Below are 20965 nucleotides of genomic sequence, written 5' to 3'. Positions count from 1 at the left end.
ATGAATTCTTCCTTTGAATCTCTGATTGAACAGTATCCCTTACCCATTGCCGAACAGTTGCGCCACTGGGCGGCCCGTTATGCCTCGCGAATTGCCGTCGTTGATGCAAAGGGGTCGTTAACCTACAGCGCGCTTGATGCACAAGTTGACGAACTTGCCGCAGGTCTGTCATCACTGGGTTTGCGTTCGGGGGAGCATGTAATTGTGCAGCTTCCCAACGACAACGCGTTTGTTACCCTGCTGTTCGCCTTGTTAAGACTGGGCGTTATCCCCGTGCTGGCGATGCCCTCGCAACGGGCGCTGGATATCGACGCGCTGATTGAGCTGGCGCAACCCGTCGCTTACGTTATTCACGGGGAAAACCACGCAGAGCTGGCCCGACAGATGGCGCACAAACACGCCTGCTTGCGTCATGTTCTGGTCGCTGGAGAGACCGTAAGCGACGATTTTACGCCGCTCTTCTCCCTTCACGGTGAGCGACAGGCATGGCCGCAGCCTGATGTTTCCGCCACCGCGTTGTTGTTGCTCTCAGGCGGCACAACCGGCACGCCCAAACTCATCCCGCGCCGACATGCCGACTATAGCTATAACTTCAGCGCTTCTGCTGAACTGTGCGGCATCAGCCAACAGAGCGTGTATCTCGCCGTCCTCCCGGTGGCGCATAACTTTCCGCTGGCCTGCCCCGGTATTCTGGGAACGCTTGCCTGCGGCGGAAAAGTGGTGCTGACCGACAGCGCCAGCTGTGATGAGGTGATGCCTTTAATCGCGCAGGAAAGAGTGACTCACGTCGCCCTGGTTCCGGCGCTGGCGCAATTATGGGTGCAGGCCAGGGAGTGGGAAGACAGCGACCTTTCGTCGCTGCGCGTCATTCAGGCAGGCGGCGCCCGGCTCGACCCGACGCTTGCTGAGCAGGTTATCGCCACCTTTGACTGTACCCTGCAACAGGTTTTCGGTATGGCGGAAGGCCTGCTCTGTTTTACCCGGCTGGACGATCCGCATGCCACCATTCTCCACAGCCAGGGGCGCCCGTTGTCCCCTCTGGATGAAATCCGCATCGTTGATCAAGACGAGAACGACGTCGCGCCGGGCGAAACCGGGCAATTGTTAACGCGCGGCCCTTATACCATTTCGGGCTATTACCGCGCCCCTGCCCACAACGCGCAGGCCTTTACCGCGCAAGGGTTTTACCGCACAGGCGACAATGTCAGGCTGGATGAGGTGGGGAACCTGCACGTTGAGGGACGCATAAAAGAGCAGATCAACCGCGCCGGAGAAAAAATAGCCGCGGCTGAAGTGGAATCGGCACTGCTGCGTTTAGCGGAAGTGCAAGATTGCGCGGTGGTCGCCGCGCCGGACACGCTGCTTGGCGAGCGGATTTGCGCGTTTATCATCGCGCAGCAGGTGCCAACTGACTATCAGCAGTTGCGTCAACAACTGACCCGTATGGGGCTCAGCGCGTGGAAAATTCCTGACCAAATCGAGTTTCTTGACCACTGGCCGCTCACCGCCGTCGGCAAGATAGACAAAAAACGCCTGACGGCTCTCGCCGTCGACCGTTATCGCCATTCTGCCCAATAAGCGCAAACCGACCCGAAACAGGTTGAAATAAACCCGTTTCGGGTAGCACTACTATTAGAAATAGTTATCATTTTCAATTCACCATTGTCGGTATTTTTGGCGTTTCGCCGTCTTACAGGGACTCACAACAATGAAAATGACACGGCTTTATCCTCTGGCCTTGGGGGGATTATTGCTCCCCGCCATTGCTAATGCCCAGACTTCACAGCAAGACGAAAGCACGCTGGTGGTTACCGCCAGTAAACAATCTTCCCGCTCGGCATCAGCCAACAACGTCTCGTCTACTGTTGTCAGCGCGCCGGAATTAAGCGACGCCGGCGTCACCGCCAGCGACAAACTCCCCAGAGTCTTGCCCGGGCTCAATATTGAAAATAGCGGCAACATGCTTTTTTCGACGATCTCGCTACGCGGCGTCTCTTCAGCGCAGGACTTCTATAATCCCGCCGTCACCCTGTATGTCGATGGCGTCCCTCAGCTTTCCACCAACACCATCCAGGCGCTTACCGATGTGCAAAGCGTGGAGTTGCTGCGAGGCCCACAGGGAACGTTATATGGCAAAAGCGCTCAGGGCGGGATCATCAACATCGTCACCCAGCAGCCGGACAGCACGCCGCGCGGCTATATTGAAGGCGGCGTCAGTAGCCGCGACAGTTATCGAAGTAAGTTCAACCTGAGCGGCCCCATTCAGGATGGCCTGCTGTACGGCAGCGTCACCCTGTTACGCCAGGTTGATGACGGCGACATGATTAACCCCGCGACGGGAAGCGATGACTTAGGCGGCACCCGCGCCAGCATAGGGAATGTGAAACTGCGTCTGGCGCCGGACGATCAGCCCTGGGAAATGGGCTTTGCCGCCTCACGCGAATGTACCCGCGCCACCCAGGATGCCTATGTGGGATGGAATGATATTAAGGGCCGTAAGCTGTCGATCAGCGATGGTTCACCAGACCCGTACATGCGGCGCTGCACTGACAGCCAAACCCTGAGTGGGAAATACACCACCGATGACTGGGTTTTCAACCTGATCAGCGCCTGGCAGCAGCAGCATTATTCGCGCACCTTCCCTTCCGGTTCGTTAATCGTCAATATGCCTCAGCGCTGGAATCAGGATGTGCAGGAGCTGCGCGCCGCAACCCTGGGCGATGCGCGTACCGTTGATATGGTGTTTGGGCTGTACCGGCAGAACACCCGCGAGAAGTTAAATTCAGCCTACGACATGCCGACAATGCCTTATTTAAGCAGTACCGGCTATACCACCGCTGAAACGCTGGCCGCATACAGTGACCTGACCTGGCATTTAACCGATCGTTTTGATATCGGCGGCGGCGTGCGCTTCTCGCATGATAAATCCAGTACACAATATCACGGGAGCATGCTCGGCAACCCGTTTGGCGACCAGGGTAAGAGCAATGACGATCAGGTGCTCGGGCAGCTATCCGCAGGCTATATGCTGACCGATGACTGGAGAGTGTATACCCGTGTAGCCCAGGGATATAAACCTTCCGGGTACAACATCGTGCCTACTGCGGGTCTTGATGCCAAACCGTTCGTCGCCGAGAAATCCATCAACTATGAACTTGGCACCCGCTACGAAACCGCTGACGTCACGCTGCAAGCCGCGACGTTTTATACCCACACCAAAGACATGCAGCTTTACTCTGGCCCGGTCGGGATGCAGACATTAAGCAATGCGGGTAAAGCCGACGCCACCGGCGTTGAGCTTGAAGCGAAGTGGCGGTTTGCGCCAGGCTGGTCATGGGATATCAATGGCAACGTGATCCGTTCCGAATTCACCAATGACAGTGAGTTGTATCACGGTAACCGGGTGCCGTTCGTACCACGTTATGGCGCGGGAAGCAGCGTGAACGGCGTGATTGATACGCGCTATGGCGCACTGATGCCCCGACTGGCGGTTAATCTGGTCGGGCCGCATTATTTCGATGGCGACAACCAGTTGCGGCAAGGCACCTATGCCACCCTGGACAGCAGCCTGGGCTGGCAGGCGACTGAACGGATGAACATTTCCGTCTATGTCGATAACCTGTTCGACCGTCGTTACCGTACCTATGGCTACATGAACGGCAGCAGCGCCGTCGCACAGGTCAATATGGGTCGCACCGTCGGTATCAATACGCGAATTGATTTCTTCTGATTATTGTAAAAGGGATACCGAAAAGGTATCCCTTTTACACCACTAGTTAAAACCAGTAACTCAGCAGAGTCGCAAAAAATATTAATCCATAGTGATTATTTAAACAATGAAATTGCGATTAGGATAAATAGATTTAACTTTCTCGTTCCTTTCTCTCCTTATACTAAAGAAATAATCATATCAAAATAAAAATTCACAACAGTGCAACATTAAAAAATACAACCAACAAACAATCCTATATACAAGGCACATCTCCAGAATATAAAAGCACAGACAAACAACCTAAAAAAACAACCCCATACATATAAATTATTTTATAGGTAAAATAGATTATATCTTCTCATAGCTACCATAAACTATACTAGCCTGAACTATATTTATTCTGCTGCAATCAATGCATACATAACACAAATATCACTCAGGTACACTACTCAAACCACGCTGGGATTTTTCCTCAAGTTATAATCATCACCCCGAAAATCATTCGGCATTTACTCATTAAATAGTCACCCCATAGGCCTGTACATGTTTACTCAGAAATATACATCCTTTTCTCTGTCATAAACCCTCTGATTAATCATAAATAAATACTTGTGACACCAATCTTTTTCCTTAACGGAACGAATTGTTGTGTAGAAGGAGATAATATTATGTCAAAAAAATATCAGCCATTGCTTATAACTCATTATATGTCAACATGGGTCACTATAACGGAAGCAGTTGAGATCACTACCAAAGCCATAAAACAAAAAATTACTCCTAGCGATATTTATCGTCATGCCTTGAGTGGCAACATCCTACTATCGGTCTATTTCCAGTCTCCTGTGATACTTAAGAAGATACAAACTTTTAATGGAAAAATAAAATTCAGGCAGTTTGTGGGAGACCTACTTGATAAACTATGCATGCTTGACAGGGACGGTTTTATTTATGGTCAAAATTTAAGACTCTGTACAGAAGCCAGATATATTTGTCCTGTGCAACAAATTATAGATACCCCCCTGTTACGCAAACTCAACCAGTTTCGTACGTTTGTTCGTAATGTCCGCCCGGGTGATGAACTGGATGTCCAGGCACAAGTTAGTGAAAAAAATTTAACCCCGCCGCCGGGTAACAGCAGTGGCAACCTTGAGCAACAGATAGCCAGTACTTCACAGCTAATTGGATCTCTGCTCGCCGAAGATATGAACAGCGAGCAAGCGGCAAACATAGCACGTGGATGGGCCTCTTCTCAGGCTTCAGGGGTAATGACAGACTGGTTAAGCCGCTTCGGTACCGCAAGAATCACGCTGGGCGTGGATGAAGATTTCAGCCTGAAGAACTCCCGTGACGGCAACCCTCGAAAATGGCGATTCGATGCAACAAACAGTGAACTATGTGCCGAACGTCACGAATGCTGAAATCACGCTGGCAGCCTCGAAGGATCCGGTGATTGCCGACAATAACGATCTCACGACACTAACAGCACCGTCGCTGATACAGAGGGCAATGCGATAGCCAACACTGAGGTAACATTTACTCTACCGGAAGATGTGAAGGCGAACTTCACGCTGAGCGATGGCGACAAAGCGGTTACTGATGCCGATGGCAAAGCGAAAGTCACGCTGAAAGGTACAAAAGCAGGCGCTCATACCGTGACAGCATCGATGGTTGGCGGTAAGAGTGAGCAGTTGGTGGTGAACTTTACTGCGGATACGCTCACTGCGCAGGTTAATCTTAACGTTACCGAGGACAATTTCATCGCCAATAACATTGGAATGACCAGGCTACAGGCAACAGTGACTGATGGAAACGGCAACCCAGTAGAAGGTATAAAAGTTAATTTCCGCGGAACCTCCGTCACGCTAAGCAGCACCAGCGTTGAAACGGATGATCAGGTTTTCGCTGAAATTCTTGTGACAAGCACCGAGGTCGGACTAAAAACAGTTTCAGCCTCTCTGGCAGATAAACCTACTGAAGTCATCTCGCGATTACTGAATGCCAAGGTAGATGTTAATTCTGCGACGATTACCAGTCAGGAGATACCTGAAGGTCAGGTCATGGTCGCACAAGACATAGCAGTTAAAGCTCACGTTAACGACCAGTTTGGCAACCCGGTGACGCATCAACCCGCGACATTCAGTGCAGCGCCATCCTCGCAAATGATCATCAGCCAGAATACGGTCTCTACTAATACGCAGGGAGTAGCCGAGGTCACCATAACGCCTGAAAGAAACGGCTCGTATACTGTAAAAGCATCCCTAGCGAATGGAGCTTCACTTGAGAAACAACTGGAGGCTATTGATGAAAAACTAACACTCACGTCCAGTCCGCTTATCGGTGTCAATGCTCCTAAAGGCGCTACTCTGACGGCAACGCTAACCTCTGCAAATGGCACTCCAGTGGAGGGTCAGGTCATCAACTTTAGCGTAACGCTAGAAGGTGCGACGTTAAGTGGCGGAAAAGTGAGAACCAACTCTTCAGGTCAGGCTCCAGTCGTTCTGACCAGCAATAAAGTCGGTACATATACGGTGACTGCATCGTTCCATAACGGCGTCACAATACAGACACAGACAACCGTGAAGGTTACTGGCAACCCAAGCACCGCACATGTTGCTAGCTTTATCGCTGATCCGTCGACTATCGCCGCCACCAACAGTGATTTAAGTACCTTAAAGGCAACGGTTGAGGATGGCAGTGGTAACCTGATCGAAGGTCTCACTGTGTACTTCGCCTTAAAAAGCGGCTCCACCACATTAACGTCATTAACAGCAGTGATCGATCAAAACGGAATCGCGACAACAAGCGTGAAAGGAGCGATAACGGGGAGCGTCACTGTAAGCACAGTCACAAGCGCAGGTGGAATGCAAACAGTAGATATATCGCTAGTGGCAGGCCCAGCAGACGCCTCGCAGTCCATCCTTAAGAACAACCAGTCATCACTGAAAGGGGACTTTACCGATAGTGCTGAGCTACATCTTGTTCTGCACGATATATCAGGCAATCCGATCAAAGTTTCTGAAGGGATGGAATTTGTGCAATCAGGTACAAACGTGCCCTATATGAAAATTAGCGCAATTGATTACAGTCAAAATATCAACGGTGATTACAAAGCTACTGTTACAGGAGACGGAGAGGGTATCGCAACGCTGATCCCCGTATTGAATGGTGTTCATCAGGCGGGCCTGAGTACCACGATAGAATTCATTAGCGCGGAAACCAGACCAATGACCGGTACAGTGTCAGTGAATGGTGCAAACCTACCGACAGCTTCATTCCCTTCGCAGGGATTTACCGGGGCGTATTATCAGTTGAATAATGACAACTTTGCACCAGGAAAAACGGCGGCTGATTATTCGTTTTCAAGCTCGGCCTCCTGGGTAGGCGTTGATGCTACTGGTAAAGTGACATTCAAAAATGACGGTGATAGCAATACTGTAATAATCACAGCGCCCCCAAGATCCGGTGGTGCTATTTACCAAACAGTTCCTCCTGAATCGCGTTCGGTGTGACTATGATCATTTTCGGTGAGTATTGCTTTGATCCAAAGGCTGGTTTTCTGTGATGATTGACCAGCCTCAGAGTATTGATGACACCACCGTTCATAACAGATCGGCATTACTATGCATAAGTACTGCCTCAAATTCTCGCCAAAACACTTTTTAATGCCTTTGCGAATTCATCCAGACTTATATTGTCAATTTTTTGCCCAACGACGACTGACTCCGAAACATCGGCCATTGCGGGCCATCGCGTTTTGTAATCAGCATAAATTGCAACAACAGGGGTATTATAGGCACTTGCCATATGTAATATTGAGGTGTCAGGAGTTATTGCAATATAAGCATCTTTTATGATTGCTGCTGAACGTTTAATCGAGGGTGATAAGGATAAACGGTAGACATTATTATAACAATCCACTAATGCCCTGGCTTTATCTTCCCCTTTGGGTCCATAAACGATCACTATTGGCATATCTGTTTCACTTTGAATTTTTGCTATTAGATTTTCTGCAATCGATAATGAAAATGTACGTTCCTGCGAGCTACCTTCTAAATTGAGCGCAATGTAAGATCCTAACGATCGCATTTCCTCGCGTACCTCATCGAGTACATCATCGCTTAATGGCAATTCATATATTGACCTGACTGCCGGAAAACCCGCCTCACGCATCATAAATGCCCATGTCATGGGTACAGGAGCCCGGAGATTCTGATCCATCCGGGACGCGTTCTTACACAAAGGGGAATAGCACTTCATGGTTAAATCGACGACCTGGAAATTCGTTTTTGCTTTCAACTGACTGATAAATATCATCGTTTTCAGGTTCTTTTTACGCATCGCCTCTATACAAAGATCCGGCGTACCGTATTGCAGTGTTATGTTCTTCGCTAAATCTTTTATTTCTTTTAATGTTGCGTGATCCTGCATAGTCATTGTGACTAATGTTAATTTAGTCTGTTCAAGTTTGAGCGCATTAAAGACTTCTAAATTAATTGTCGACGTAACAATTAATAGATGCTTAATTTTATGCAATTCAAGCGCCCGAATAACAGGAAAGATGGCCATAGCATCGCCAATCTGATCGGGAATATGTATGACAACAAAGTCTGTTTTTTCAATATTAAAATTATAAGCTTTATAATCGTAGTAACTAAATGCAATACGTCTCAACAATGATACTAAAAACATAACTAACCTCGCCTCCCTACTGGTTATAATGCAATGCAGTCTATCAGAATCATCAGGGTGCAATTTTGTGCATATGCGGACTTTTATGTTTCATATCTCGAACCTGTGGGCCCTCTGCTTAATCCTTAAACAACACCAGCAACTCCTGCGCTTTCATCTTCCATCGAATTTTTCATGTTGCCGTTAATCAACCATAAAATCATTTGCAGATGCGCTCTGTCGAGGTAGTCTCATAAGGTTCGTTTATAGATCGACGGCAATGTGAGTTACCTTTTCCATACTAATTATAAAAAGACAGTACAAACAGGATCATTATGGACTCCACGCTCATCTCCACTCGTCCCGATGAAGGGACGCTTTCGTTAAGTCGCGCCCGACGAGCTGCGTTAGGCAGTTTCGCTGGTGCCGTCGTCGACTGGTATGATTTTCTACTCTATGGCATTACCGCCGCACTGGTGTTTAATCGCGAGTTTTTCCCGCAAGTAAGCCCGGCGATGGGAACGCTCGCCGCATTTGCCACCTTTGGTGTCGGCTTCCTTTTCCGACCGCTCGGCGGTGTCATTTTCGGTCACTTTGGCGACCGACTGGGACGTAAGCGCATGTTAATGCTGACCGTCTGGATGATGGGCATCGCGACAGCCTTAATTGGTATTCTTCCTTCATTCTCGACCATTGGGTGGTGGGCACCTATTTTGCTGGTGACACTGCGTGCCATTCAGGGATTTGCCGTCGGCGGCGAATGGGGAGGCGCAGCGTTGCTTTCCGTTGAAAGTGCGCCGAAAAATAAAAAAGCCTTTTACAGTAGCGGTGTACAAGTTGGCTACGGTGTAGGTTTACTGCTTTCAACCGGACTGGTTTCATTGATCAGTATGATGACGACTGACGAACAGTTTTTAAGCTGGGGCTGGCGCATTCCTTTCCTGTTTAGCATCGTACTGGTACTGGGAGCATTGTGGGTGCGCAATGGCATGGAGGAGTCCGCGGAATTTGAACAACAGCAACATAATCAAGCGGCCGCGAAAAAACGCATCCCGGTTATCGAAGCTCTGTTACGACATCCCGGTGCTTTCCTGAAGATTATTGCACTACGACTGTGCGAGTTGCTGACGATGTACATTGTTACTGCCTTTGCACTTAATTATTCAACCCAGAATATGGGGTTACCGCGCGAACTTTTCCTTAATATTGGTTTGCTGGTAGGTGGATTAAGCTGCCTGACAATTCCCTGTTTTGCCTGGCTTGCCGATCGTTTTGGTCGGCGCAGGGTTTATATTACAGGCGCGTTGATCGGAACGTTGAGCGCATTTCCTTTCTTTATGGCGCTTGAAGCACAATCTATTTTCTGGATAGTTTTCTTCTCCATAATGCTGGCAAACATTGCGCATGACATGGTGGTGTGTGTGCAACAACCGATGTTTACCGAAATGTTTGGTGCCAGTTATCGCTACAGTGGTGCTGGAGTCGGTTATCAGGTTGCCAGTGTGGTTGGCGGTGGATTTACACCTTTTATTGCCGCTGCACTCATCACTTACTTTGCCGGGAACTGGCATAGCGTCGCCATTTATTTGCTGGCTGGATGCCTGATTTCTGCAATGACCGCTTTATTGATGAAAGACAATCAACGCTCGTGATAGCCTGGCGAAGATCATCCGATCTTCGCCTTATACTTTTGTTTCACATTCCTGTGACATACTATCGGATGTGCGGTAATTGTATGGAACAGGAGACACACATGAATAATAAGGGCTCCGGTCTGACCCCAGCTCAGGCACTGGATAAACTCGACGCGCTGTATGAGCAATCTGTAGTTGCTTTACGCAACGCCATTGGCAAATATATTACAAGTGGCGAATTACCTGATGAAAACGCCCGCAAACAAGGTCTTTTTGTCTATCCATCACTGACCGTAACCTGGGACGGTAGCACAACTAATCCCCCCAAAACGCGCGCATTTGGTCGTTTTACTCACGCAGGCAGCTACACCACCACGATTACTCGCCCTACTCTCTTTCGTTCGTATCTCAATGAACAACTTACGTTGCTGTATCAGGATTATGGTGCGCATATCTCTGTGCAACCCTCGCAGCATGAAATCCCTTATCCTTATGTCATCGATGGCTCTGGATTGACACTTGATCGCTCAATGAGCGCTGGTTTAACTCGCTACTTTCCGACAACAGAACTGGCGCAAATTGGCGATGAAACTGCAGACGGCATTTATCATCCAACGGAATTCTCCCCGCTATCGCATTTTGATGCTCGCCGGGTTGATTTTTCCCTCGCACGGTTGCGCCATTATACCGGTACGCCAGTAGAACATTTTCAACCGTTCGTCTTGTTTACCAACTACACACGTTATGTGGATGAATTCGTTCGTTGGGGATGCAGCCAGATCCTCGATCCTGATAGTCCCTACATTGCCCTTTCTTGTGCTGGCGGGAACTGGATCACTGCCGAAACCGAAGCGCCAGAAGAAGCCATTTCCGACCTTGCATGGAAAAAACACCAGATGCCAGCATGGCATTTAATTACCGCTGATGGTCAGGGTATTACTCTGGTGAATATTGGCGTGGGACCGTCCAATGCTAAAACCATCTGCGATCATCTGGCAGTGCTACGCCCGGATGTCTGGTTGATGATTGGTCACTGTGGCGGATTACGTGAAAGCCAGGCCATTGGAGATTATGTCCTTGCACACGCTTATTTACGCGATGACCACGTTCTTGATGCGGTTCTGCCGCCCGATATTCCTATTCCGAGCATTGCTGAAGTGCAACGTGCGCTTTATGACGCTACCAAGTTAGTCAGCGGCAGGCCTGGTGAGGAAGTCAAACAGCGGCTGCGTACAGGTACTGTGGTAACCACAGATGACAGGAACTGGGAGTTACGTTACTCAGCTTCTGCACTTCGTTTTAACTTAAGCCGGGCCGTAGCAATTGATATGGAAAGTGCAACCATTGCCGCGCAAGGATATCGTTTCCGCGTGCCATACGGGACACTACTGTGTGTTTCAGATAAACCGTTACATGGTGAGATTAAGCTTCCCGGCCAGGCTAACCGTTTTTATGAAGGCGCTATTTCCGAACACCTGCAAATTGGCATTCGGGCGATCGATTTGCTGCGCGCAGAAGGCGACCGACTGCATTCACGTAAATTACGAACCTTTAATGAGCCGCCGTTCCGATAATAAGTTATGAACCTTCTTATCAGAAATAGATGTGAAGGATTAAGTAAGACATCTGGCAAATAGCCTGCAATAAACGCGGGCTGTTTGCTTCCTTGGGCAGATGCGAGTTTTATTATCGTCTTAATGATTTCCACATATTAAAAGCAAGTATGCTTTCAAAACACAATTATAAAAAATCCCGCCAACAACATTATTTTTTATAAAATTAAATATAAAATTATGGATTTAGAATATTTTTATTTCTAATAGACGAGATTTTTCCTGTTATGATATAATATGCCGAATTAACACATGTTAACGATTTACCAGTAATGTAAATAAATTTTCGAGGAGATCATTCCAGTGGGACGTAAATGGGCCAATATTGTTGCTAAAAAAACGGCTAAAGACGGTGCAACGTCTAAAATTTATGCAAAATTCGGTGTAGAAATCTATGCTGCTGCCAAACAAGGTGAACCCGATCCAGAATTAAACACATCTTTAAAATTCGTTATTGAACGTGCAAAGCAGGCACAAGTTCCAAAGCACGTTATTGATAAAGCAATTGATAAAGCCAAAGGCGGCGGAGATGAAACGTTCGTACAGGGACGTTATGAAGGCTTTGGTCCTAATGGCTCAATGATTATTGCTGAGACATTGACTTCAAATGTTAACCGTACGATTGCTAACGTTCGCACAATTTTCAATAAAAAAGGCGGCAATATCGGAGCGGCAGGTTCTGTCAGCTATATGTTTGACAATACGGGTGTGATTGTATTTAAAGGAACAGACCCTGACCATATTTTTGAAATTTTACTTGAAGCTGAAGTTGATGTTCGTGATGTGACTGAAGAAGAAGGTAACATTGTTATTTATACTGAACCTACCGACCTTCATAAAGGAATCGCGGCTCTAAAAGCAGCTGGAATCACTGAGTTCTCAACAACAGAATTAGAAATGATTGCTCAATCTGAAGTTGAGCTTTCCCCAGAAGATTTAGAAATCTTTGAAGGGCTTGTTGATGCCCTTGAAGATGACGACGATGTACAAAAAGTTTATCATAACGTCGCAAATCTCTAATGATATTTTAAAGAAATCTGTCTTTATGGCAGATTTCTTTAATCTCATATAATTCTTATAAAGAATATAATATCCAGCTCGTCATATTGATTATAAAACCCACGCTCCCAGAGAAATAATATTTATTAAAATTCCAGGCCTTCTTTTTCTGATTACAGAAGGCAAAGTGGCAATTACGTATAGTTTCCCGATAAAGACGTGACAGCAACATCCCGCATAAGGCATTTTTCTCTTTATCTTTGTACGGTGCTTCATGGAACAGAGTTTTTGACCTTGCGAATCGTGATGTCTGTTGGGGGGCAATTTGCTCACTGAAGCGTGAGACTCGATTAAACGAACGAAACACAGAAATCAAAAAACCCGGTCACTTTTTTTACAAAGTGACCGGGTAAAAATAATTTTTATTTTTTTAACTGTCCTGAGACTCATAGAGATGTCTCAAAACTAAAATTTGGCTCCTCTGACTGGACTCGAACCAGTGACATACGGATTAACAGTCCGCCGTTCTACCGACTGAACTACAGAGGAATCGTGAGAACGAGGCGAATATTAGCGATGCCCACCCACAATGTCAAAGCCTGTTTTTTAAATTTGAAATCGTTTGCTGAAATAATCTGCATTTTGTCGTTTATTCCGACACAACTGGCTTTTTTTCACACTTTTGCGGCTCGGATCGAGGGTATTTCCACAGCCAACGTCCAGTAACCATTCGCCAGTAAAACAGCACGGCCCGCACAGCCCAGTCGGCAAACATTCCCATCCAGACACCAACCACACCCCAGCCAAGCATGATTCCCAGCACATAACCGACTACAACCCGGCAACCCCACATGCTCAACATAGAAACCCACATGGCGTAACGGGCATCACGAGCCCCCTTAAATCCAGCGGGTAGCACCCATGAGGCGGACCAAATAGGCATAAATAAAGCATTTAGCCAAATCAGAATCACAACGACGTGTTTAACCTGTGGATCCTGGGTGTAAAACGATGCCATAACCCCGGCAAAGGGAGCCGTTAGCCAGGCGATGGCCGTTAATCCAAGAGTGGACAGCCAGAACACATGCCGCAACTGAATCTCTGCTTGCGCTATCTGCCCTACCCCCAACCTTCGGCCTGTAATGATCGTAGAAGCAGAACCGAGCGCACTTCCGGGTAAGTTGATAAGAGCCGCAATTGAGAACGCGATAAAATTTCCGGCAATAACGCTGGTCCCCATCCCGGCAACGAACATTTGGGTTAATAACCGACCACTGGTAAATAACACTGATTCGACACTCGCTGGAATACCAATCCCCATGACTTCCCAGATAATGCTAAAATTCAGCGGTTTAAAATAGCTCTTTAACGAAATCCTTAGCGCAGGATTAAAACCAATCGCCAGCACCCACAAAATTGCAACTGCGCCAATATAACGAGAAATGGTTAAACCCAACCCAGCCCCGACAAATCCCAGTCCCGGCCAGGAGAAAAGGCCGTAAATCAATATGCCGCTAATAATAATATTAAGAATATTCAGGCTACCGTTAATCAGTAGCGGTATTTTCGTATTCCCTGCACCACGAAGTGCCCCGCTACCAATAAGAGTGATGGCAGCTGCTGGATAACTGAGTACGGTCAGCTCCAGATAAGTCAACGCCAGTGCTTTAACTTCTGTCGTGGCATCACCCGCGACGAAATCAATAATTTGTTCGCCAAAATGATGAATTAGCGTTGCCAACAGTACGGCAAACAACGTCATGATCACCAATGACTGCCGCGTCGCCACCCTCGCTCGTCGTCGATCTCGCTTACCGAGACTAAATGCTACAACGACAGTAGTACCAAGATCGATAGCTGCAAAAAAAGCCATAATGACCATATTGAAGCTGTCCGCCAACCCCACGCCGGCCATCGCATCTTTTCCCAGCCAGCTGACCAGAAAAGTGCTCAGGACCCCCATCAACAGGACACAGGCGTTCTCCATGAAGATAGGAACAGCAAGCGGGGTTATCTCGCGCCAGAACAACACTTTGTAGCTCTTGCGTTTAGAGTGCCAGCGAGTGCCGTGAACAACCTGGCGTAAAGCAGAGGAGATATTCAAAGCCGACCTTAATTGCAGAAAGTGAAACCACATTTCAAATGATGAGGGAGAATCAGCAAAGCTGCAAAGATTTTCGCCAACAAATTGTCTGCAAATGCAACAAACTGTTGATAGAAACGGCAAACAGTTGGGAAATTTAAAAATCGGGTTTGACAAAATATTTTTCGCCGTTAAGATGTGCCTCAACAGCGATTCCTCTGTAGTTCAGTCGGTAGAACGGCGGACTGTTAATCCGTATGTCACTGGTTCGAGTCCAGTCAGAGGAGCCAAATTTCTGAAAAGCCCGCTTTTATAGCGGGCTTTTTGCTATATCTGATAATCAATTTCCTCTTCACTGTTTTCCATCACCTGGCGCTTGATATCCTCAACTGACAGTCCTGCATTACAAAGTTCCAGAAAGCGCCAGACATAGTTACGCTGAAGTTGCCCTCGCTTCAGTCCCAACCAGACAGTATTAGCATCGAAAAGATGCCGCGTATCCAGGCGAATTAAATTCTTTTCCTCTTGTTCGCCGCTGGATTGTTCGGCAACTAATCCGATCCCAAGCCCAAGAGCAACATAGGTTTTAATGACATCAGAATCCTGTGCACTTAATACAATATCTGCCGGCAAACCTTTGCGGGCAAATGCGTCATCAATGCGTGAGCGCCCCGTAATTCCCTGTCGGTAAGTAATTAACGGCCACTTCGCTATTGATTCCAGCGTCAATGGTGTAATTTGCGTTAAGGGATGATCGAGTGGAACAAGCAAACTATGGTGCCAGCGAAACCACGGGAAGGCGACGAGCTGCGGGTCATTACTCAAACGCTCGCTGGCGATACCAATATCAGCTTCGCCATTTTGCAACAACGTCGCAATTTCCTGTGGCGTACCCTGGATTAGCTCGAGCCTAACCTCCGGGAAAAGTTCGCGAAAAGCTTTAATGACCTCTGGCAAGCTATAACGTGCCTGAGTATGCGTCGTTGCAATAGTGAGAACGCCAGACGTATCGTTGGTAAACAGGTCTGCGAGCCGACGAACATTACTGGCTTCATTCAGAATGCGTTCTGCAATGACCAGTAATGCTTTGCCCGGTTCAGTCATGCCCAGCAGTCGCTTACCTCGTCGAACAAATATTTCGATGCCAAGTTCATCCTCCAGTTCCCGAATATGACGGCTAACGCCTGACTGTGAGGTAAAAAGCATATTCGCAACCTCTGTCAGGTTGTAATCCTGACGTGCAGCCTCGCGGATTATCTTTAGTTGTTGGAAATTCACGGTAAACTCCGGGCAGTTCAGATATCCCGTTATTGTTAAAGTCTAATGCCCGGCATAACAAATAATAAAAACCCGCATCTTATTCCATCCCGATATAACGCTTAGCTCACCAATTGCCACTGCCTTTTTTCCATCACTGGAGAACTAATCACTGACATTAACAACTCTTTCACTGCCTGTGCCTGTGGTGACAAGTTTGCTCTGGCGGGTAAATTTAAGGACAAAGAGAGACTCATTGAAGGAGTGGTAATGCGTGACATCCACCCATTTACTGCGCCACATAACGAACGCGCAGCCGATTCAGGTAATACTGCAACGCCCATGCCGCTGGCAATCGCTGCGGTAAGCGTGGCAATAGACTCAATTTCACCAATGACTTTTGCCGTGAGCCGCCGTAGGGAAAAAGCCTCATCAACACGAAGTCTAACAGCGCTGTAATCACTGGGGAGAAAAAGGTTCATTTGCGCAATAGCATTAACATCAACGCTTTGCCCCGGGCAATCTTGAGTTCCTACCAGGAAAAGATCTTCTTTCAGCAAAGCCTGACTGGATACCCCAGCCACAGGGGAATGCTCATAAATCACCGCCATATCGAGTTGGTGATTTATCAGTTTTTCGTTAAGCACTGCACCACTATTTTCATGAAGATAGATAACGACCTCCGGGAATTCAGCGCGAACCGCCTGTAATAAGGGCATGGTGATGGATGACGCAGCGGTTCCTGGCGCAAAGCCAATCGAGACTTGCCCCGATAATGACTGACCAACGTTATGCACCGCCAGTTGGGCCTGCTCACACTGACGTAAAATGGCCCGTGCATGGGTATAGAGAATTTTTCCGGCGTCTGTTGGCGTAACGCCCCGTTTTGTGCGAATCAAAAGCTGTTGATTTAACTCACCTTCCAGTGTGGCAACCTGCTGGCTGAGCGCTGGTTGTGCGATATGCAATACTTCAGCAGCCTGGGTCAGGCTACCAATATCTACAATTTTTACGAAGTATTTCAGGCGTCTGAAGTTCATGTTGCCTCCGGTTTTTAAGAGTCGGCCCAAGTGCCGCCATTACTTACAACCAGAGTGCAAGATGCTTGCCAGTTCTATTTTGGCGTTGATACGCAAGCTAACCAACTGTCAAATAAGAGATTATGATAGATTCGTCATTGGCTCTTTTTATCAGCAGTCGCATTCACCTGCCCTATAAAAGGAGGGTATGCACCACGATGGTTCATTACCAATAAGATTGAAAGCTCACCACTTTGTTGAAATTGGCAGCAAACAAACAAAAAAATGCATTTCACCCTTTGACATCACCATGCACTGCCATTAATATGCGCCCCGTTCACACAATTCCTCTGTAGTTCAGTCGGTAGAACGGCGGACTGTTAATCCGTATGTCACTGGTTCGAGTCCAGTCAGAGGAGCCAAATTCAAAAAAGCCTGCTTTCGAGCAGGCTTTTTACTTTCTAATTACCAACGCTCTTAAAACATCTGTCTTGAACCAGAACTAATTTGCACAGGCATTCCCGATCGATGTTGCAACGCAGCATTTGCGCGATTTACATCAACTTCTTGCCCGTTGATAAACGCCCGCAAAGATGGGGTTACCGGCAATGGCACTTTTCGGTCAGACTCATATTCTGCACGATTGCGCGACAGCGGCTCATGAACTTCCAGCCACTTTGAACCATCCGGTTCCGTTGTGTATTTCACTGGCTGATCAATAATTTGTACACGAGTGCCTACAGGAACATTATCAAACAGATATTTGATATCGTCATTGCGCAGACGAATACAGCCCTGACTTACCCGGAGCCCAATACCAAAATTGGCATTGGTACCGTGGATGGCATACAACCTGCCAATATAAATCGCGTACAGCCCCATGGGGTTATCGGGCCCCGCAGGAACAAATGCGGGCAAACTCTCCCCTCGTTTCGCATATTCGCGCCGAGTGTTCGGCGTTGGCGTCCAGGTTGGTGCTTCTTGTTTACGTTCAACGGTAGTCACCCAGTTACGCGGGGTTTCTCGCCCAGCCTGGCCGATACCAATAGGAAAGACTTCCACTGTATTACTGTCTGGCGGATAGTAATAAAGACGCATTTCAGCGACGTTAACCACAATCCCTTTACGGACAGTGGCGGGCAAAATCAGTTGCTGCGGAATGGTGAGTTGTGAGCCAGACTTCGGCAAAAAAACATCAGCGCCCGGATTCGCTTCCAGCATATTACTTAACCCTTGCCCGTATTGTGCGGCAAAAGTCTCCAGCGGCTGAGTATTGTGATCAGGAACAGTTACAGTAAGCGACTGCCCCACTAAACGGCTACCCTCTGGAGGTAATGGATAAGTTACCGCCAGGCTATTTTGGCTGGCAAAAAGCAGAGCAAATGAGCAAAGAATATTTACACGACGCATCATGTCCCTTTCCTAAGTCGCGAATACTATCCGATAAGTATAGCTTTTATCATACTTTTCGCTTTTAGCTGTTCAAATCAGAAGTCGTATTCCCCGGTAGAACAATATTACTGGCAGCAAGTTCGCCCATGTTGTTGTATATCGCACAAGCAGCTTCGATGATGGACATCGCCAGAGCTGCACCACTCCCCTCACCTAAACGCATATCCATATTGAGATAAGGCTCCAGCCCCAAATGCGAGAGCGCTATACGCGCGCCTTTTTCTGCCGACAAGTGAGAAGGAATGAGATACGGTTTGATTGCAGGAGACATCTGGCAGGCTGCGAGCGCAGCAGCATAAGAAAGAAATCCATCCAGCAACACGGGTAAACCGCAGGAAGCAGCACCTAACATCACTCCAGCTATTCCGACCAAATCAAATCCACCCACTTTTGCCAGGACATCAACACCATCCTGAGGATTTGGTTGATTCAACGTAATCGCCCGACGCACAACATCAATTTTATTAGCCAGTTTATCTGTCGGCAGGTTTGCGCCAATCCCAACCACTTCTTCAGGATCCCGGCCAGTGATTGTGCTGACTATTGCTGCTGCCGGTGTCGTGTTTGCCATCCCCAGTTCACCTACACCAAACAGCGTGACACCGTTTTTTGCCAGCTCCTGCGTATAACATATGACGTCCAAAAGCAACTTTTCAGCCTGACGGCGACTCATTGCCGGAGCTGAAGCAATATTGCCGCTACCTCGTGCGACACGCATGTTGATAAGCCCGGGGATAGGCTCAGCAGTATCAATACCAACATCAATTACGTGGACGTTAGCGCCCGCTTGTGCTGCCAGCACACACACGCCGGTTGTTCCACGGGTCATATTTTCAGCCTGTATGGCTGTCACTTCTTTTGGAGAAATAGCGACCCCTTCCTCCCAGACGCCGTGATCGGCACACATAACCAGTACCGCTTTTTTGCCCACATGCGGTATGCCATTCAACCCCGGCATTCCTGCCAGTTGTATGGCAAGCGCCTCCAGCTTTCCCAGGCTACCAACAGGTTTGAGTAACCCGTCAATATGCCGTTGTGCACGCGACATAGCGGCAGGATCGATGGCTGGGATCGTATTCAGTAAATCGGCAAGTATTTGCATGTCACGTCTCTTTATAGCAGTGCCAGCAGGAAGACCAGTTCACCAAGCTCTATGGCTGCTCCCAGCGTATCGCCCGTTTGCCCGCCCAGCGTACGTTTGAGAAGCTGACCGAGGATGAAAATCACCACCATCGTCACCACCATAGCAGCCACACCATGCATACCCGGCAATAATACGGCAGCAAAAATAGCGGCTAAGCCGAGTGTGACGCAGGTTTGTCGCCCATCAATTTTGCCAATGAACACATTGCCAAGCCCTTCTTCCCGCGCATAACGATGACGATACATCAATAATGCGGCAGTCCCGCGGCTGACCGCACATGCTGCCGCCAGCGATGCAAGGATCGGTTCGCCACGCAGAGCCAACTCGCTTAACACCAGAATCTTTGCCAGTACCACAAAAATCAATGCCAGACCGCCGTGGGTGCCTAAACGGCTATCACGCATGATTTCCAACATGCGATCGCGGCTACGTGCAGAAAATACGCCATCACAGGTATCAGCGAGGCCGTCCAGATGGAATCCCCCGGTCATCAGCGCCAGCACAAGTACGCTAAACAGTGCCGCCAGTGGTACGCCACACCATGCCTGCAGCACCATGAAGACCAGCCCGCTAATCGCGCCAAGCAATAATCCAATCAAAGGAAAAGTAATAATACCGCGAGAATAATGCTCGAAATCCAGTCCCTGGGACCAGCGACGCGGTACAGGCAGACGCGTAATAAATGAGAGCATCGCCCAAAATAATTTACTCATTTGATTTTTACTTCAATACCCGAAACCACCAGCCATACTTCATTTGCCGCAGCGGCCAACTGCTGATTTACCCGCCCGGCAATATCACGAAAATGTCGAGCCAGACGACTCTCCGGCACAATCCCCATTCCCACTTCGTTAGTCACTAATACAACCTTTGCGGGGCAACGTTGGCAGGCAGCAATCAACGACTGAATCTCAGCATTAATCGCCTGTTCCATCGCCTGATAATTCCATTCATCAGGGTCTTTATCGCCGCCATAATCAAACAACAGATTAGTCACCATTGTGGTAACGCATTCCAGCAACACAGCCTCATTCGGGTTAATGTCTGCATGAATTAATTCATCAAGATGTTGCCAACGCTCCACTGTGCGCCAGTGCTCCGGGCGGCCTTGCCGATGATGTTCTATCCGTGCAGCCATCTCATCATCAAGGATTTGCGAGGTGGCGATATACAGAACCTGTGAAGAGTCCCCAATAAGCGCCTCTGCGTGGCGACTCTTCCCGCTCCGTGCGCCCCCCGTCACCAAAATCATCATACCGACTCCTGATTCAATTGTATGATGGTATTCATTGAACAGAACAATGGATCCCCCACCGTTGCTGACCGCAAAACATTTACGCGATTAATACTGCGCGTAATATAATTAAAAATCCAGCATTCTCAA

The 20965-nt window shown here is 48.1% G+C and carries 14 protein-coding genes, 3 tRNA genes and 1 pseudogene; 9 read left to right on the top strand and 9 right to left on the bottom strand.

Translation table 11 applies throughout. The features are described from left to right. The 4 genes and pseudogenes from ybtE to ACJHYO_RS15095 all read left to right on the top strand — a co-directional run. Positions 1-1578, top strand: a complete 1578-nt coding sequence (gene ybtE, locus ACJHYO_RS15110; RefSeq protein ID WP_001088826.1) for a yersiniabactin biosynthesis salycil-AMP ligase YbtE — start codon at positions 1-3, stop codon at positions 1576-1578. Positions 1579-1708: 130 nt separating this feature from the next. After that, positions 1709-3730, top strand: coding sequence for a siderophore yersiniabactin receptor FyuA (gene fyuA, locus ACJHYO_RS15105; protein ID WP_000784549.1), 2022 nt, complete (start codon positions 1709-1711; stop codon positions 3728-3730). Positions 3731-4380: 650 nt separating this feature from the next. Then, complete coding sequence (locus tag ACJHYO_RS15100; protein WP_000039788.1) at positions 4381-5130, top strand: inverse autotransporter beta domain-containing protein; 750 nt, start codon at positions 4381-4383, stop codon at positions 5128-5130. Then, a pseudogene (locus ACJHYO_RS15095) lies at positions 5057-7188 on the top strand (Ig-like domain-containing protein); the annotation flags it as partial. The gene ACJHYO_RS15100 and the pseudogene ACJHYO_RS15095, both read left to right, overlap by 74 nt. Positions 7189-7348: 160 nt before the next feature. Here ACJHYO_RS15095 and ACJHYO_RS15090 read toward each other — a convergent pair. Next, the gene (locus ACJHYO_RS15090; RefSeq protein ID WP_085455410.1) at positions 7349-8401 is read right to left on the bottom strand and encodes a glycosyltransferase family 9 protein; all 1053 of its coding nucleotides are present in this window, start codon (positions 8399-8401) and stop codon (positions 7349-7351) included. A 314-nt stretch (positions 8402-8715) separates the two neighbouring features. On the opposite strand from ACJHYO_RS15090, the gene shiA reads away from it, so the two are divergent. The 3 genes from shiA (at position 8716) to ACJHYO_RS15075 (ending at position 12647) form a co-directional block, all read left to right on the top strand. Next, complete coding sequence (gene shiA / locus ACJHYO_RS15085) at positions 8716-10032, top strand: shikimate transporter (RefSeq protein WP_000378563.1); 1317 nt, start codon at positions 8716-8718, stop codon at positions 10030-10032. Positions 10033-10133: 101 nt separating this feature from the next. Continuing rightward, positions 10134-11588 carry an AMP nucleosidase gene (gene amn, locus ACJHYO_RS15080; RefSeq protein WP_085455411.1) on the top strand — a complete coding sequence of 485 codons (1455 nt, stop codon included), beginning with the start codon at positions 10134-10136 and terminating at the stop codon, positions 11586-11588. Between the two features lie 342 nt (positions 11589-11930). Continuing rightward, a complete protein-coding gene (locus ACJHYO_RS15075) occupies positions 11931-12647 on the top strand; it encodes a YebC/PmpR family DNA-binding transcriptional regulator (RefSeq protein ID WP_000532923.1) in 717 nt (238 codons plus the stop codon). Positions 12648-13099: 452 nt separating this feature from the next. On the opposite strand, the gene ACJHYO_RS15070 is transcribed toward ACJHYO_RS15075, so the two are convergent. Both ACJHYO_RS15070 and yeeO read right to left on the bottom strand, forming a co-directional pair. Next, positions 13100-13175: transfer RNA gene (locus ACJHYO_RS15070), tRNA-Asn, on the bottom strand. A gap of 100 nt (positions 13176-13275) precedes the next feature. Continuing rightward, on the bottom strand, positions 13276-14763 hold the full coding sequence (gene yeeO, locus ACJHYO_RS15065; protein WP_001346891.1) for a toxic metabolite efflux MATE transporter YeeO: 1488 nt from the start codon (positions 14761-14763) through the stop codon (positions 13276-13278). 160 nt (positions 14764-14923) lie between these two features. Between yeeO and ACJHYO_RS15060 the strand changes: the two genes are divergently transcribed. Beyond that, a tRNA-Asn gene (locus ACJHYO_RS15060) sits at positions 14924-14999 on the top strand. A 37-nt stretch (positions 15000-15036) separates the two neighbouring features. Here the strand turns inward: ACJHYO_RS15060 and cbl are convergent. After that, entirely contained in the window at positions 15037-15987 is a 951-nt protein-coding gene (gene cbl / locus ACJHYO_RS15055) for an HTH-type transcriptional regulator Cbl (protein WP_001011024.1), read from the bottom strand. Between the two features lie 101 nt (positions 15988-16088). Beyond that, positions 16089-17006 carry a nitrogen assimilation transcriptional regulator NAC gene (gene nac, locus ACJHYO_RS15050; protein ID WP_001011482.1) on the bottom strand — a complete coding sequence of 306 codons (918 nt, stop codon included), beginning with the start codon at positions 17004-17006 and terminating at the stop codon, positions 16089-16091. A gap of 325 nt (positions 17007-17331) precedes the next feature. On the opposite strand from nac, the gene ACJHYO_RS15045 reads away from it, so the two are divergent. After that, positions 17332-17407, top strand: a tRNA-Asn gene (locus ACJHYO_RS15045). Between the two features lie 55 nt (positions 17408-17462). Here ACJHYO_RS15045 and ldtA read toward each other — a convergent pair. The 4 genes from ldtA to cobU all read right to left on the bottom strand — a co-directional run bounded on the left by ldtA (position 17463) and on the right by cobU (position 20836). Continuing rightward, positions 17463-18398, bottom strand: coding sequence for a L,D-transpeptidase (gene ldtA, locus ACJHYO_RS15040; RefSeq protein ID WP_000986352.1), 936 nt, complete (start codon positions 18396-18398; stop codon positions 17463-17465). A gap of 61 nt (positions 18399-18459) precedes the next feature. Next, positions 18460-19539: a nicotinate-nucleotide--dimethylbenzimidazole phosphoribosyltransferase gene (gene cobT / locus ACJHYO_RS15035; RefSeq protein ID WP_085455412.1), complete on the bottom strand. Its 1080-nt coding sequence runs from the start codon at positions 19537-19539 to the stop codon at positions 18460-18462. A gap of 11 nt (positions 19540-19550) precedes the next feature. Beyond that, the gene (gene cobS / locus ACJHYO_RS15030; protein WP_001366311.1) at positions 19551-20294 is read right to left on the bottom strand and encodes an adenosylcobinamide-GDP ribazoletransferase; all 744 of its coding nucleotides are present in this window, start codon (positions 20292-20294) and stop codon (positions 19551-19553) included. Further along, positions 20291-20836 carry a bifunctional adenosylcobinamide kinase/adenosylcobinamide-phosphate guanylyltransferase gene (gene cobU / locus ACJHYO_RS15025; protein WP_410232500.1) on the bottom strand — a complete coding sequence of 182 codons (546 nt, stop codon included), beginning with the start codon at positions 20834-20836 and terminating at the stop codon, positions 20291-20293. The genes cobS and cobU overlap by 4 nt, the downstream gene beginning before the upstream one ends. Between the last annotated feature and the right edge of the window lie 129 nt (positions 20837-20965).

It is taken from the genome of Escherichia sp. WS1118, assembly GCF_046487695.1.
GTDB lineage: Bacteria > Pseudomonadota > Gammaproteobacteria > Enterobacterales > Enterobacteriaceae > Escherichia > Escherichia coli.
The sequence above is the reverse complement of the archived record's forward strand: the minus strand, read 5'-3'. Positions and strand labels throughout refer to the sequence as shown.

Coding starts and splice junctions, on each gene's coding strand:
- amn (WP_085455411.1), top strand. CDS start 10,134: ATGAATAATAAGGGCTCCGGTCTGACCCCAGCTCAGGCACTGGATAAA.
- fyuA (WP_000784549.1), top strand. CDS start 1,709: ATGAAAATGACACGGCTTTATCCTCTGGCCTTGGGGGGATTATTGCTC.
- ldtA (WP_000986352.1), bottom strand. CDS start 18,398: ATGATGCGTCGTGTAAATATTCTTTGCTCATTTGCTCTGCTTTTTGCC.
- nac (WP_001011482.1), bottom strand. CDS start 17,006: ATGAACTTCAGACGCCTGAAATACTTCGTAAAAATTGTAGATATTGGT.
- cobU (WP_410232500.1), bottom strand. CDS start 20,836: ATGATGATTTTGGTGACGGGGGGCGCACGGAGCGGGAAGAGTCGCCAC.
- ACJHYO_RS15090 (WP_085455410.1), bottom strand. CDS start 8,401: ATGTTTTTAGTATCATTGTTGAGACGTATTGCATTTAGTTACTACGAT.
- yeeO (WP_001346891.1), bottom strand. CDS start 14,763: ATGTGGTTTCACTTTCTGCAATTAAGGTCGGCTTTGAATATCTCCTCT.
- ybtE (WP_001088826.1), top strand. CDS start 1: ATGAATTCTTCCTTTGAATCTCTGATTGAACAGTATCCCTTACCCATT.
- cobT (WP_085455412.1), bottom strand. CDS start 19,539: ATGCAAATACTTGCCGATTTACTGAATACGATCCCAGCCATCGATCCT.
- cobS (WP_001366311.1), bottom strand. CDS start 20,294: ATGAGTAAATTATTTTGGGCGATGCTCTCATTTATTACGCGTCTGCCT.
- shiA (WP_000378563.1), top strand. CDS start 8,716: ATGGACTCCACGCTCATCTCCACTCGTCCCGATGAAGGGACGCTTTCG.
- ACJHYO_RS15100 (WP_000039788.1), top strand. CDS start 4,381: ATGTCAAAAAAATATCAGCCATTGCTTATAACTCATTATATGTCAACA.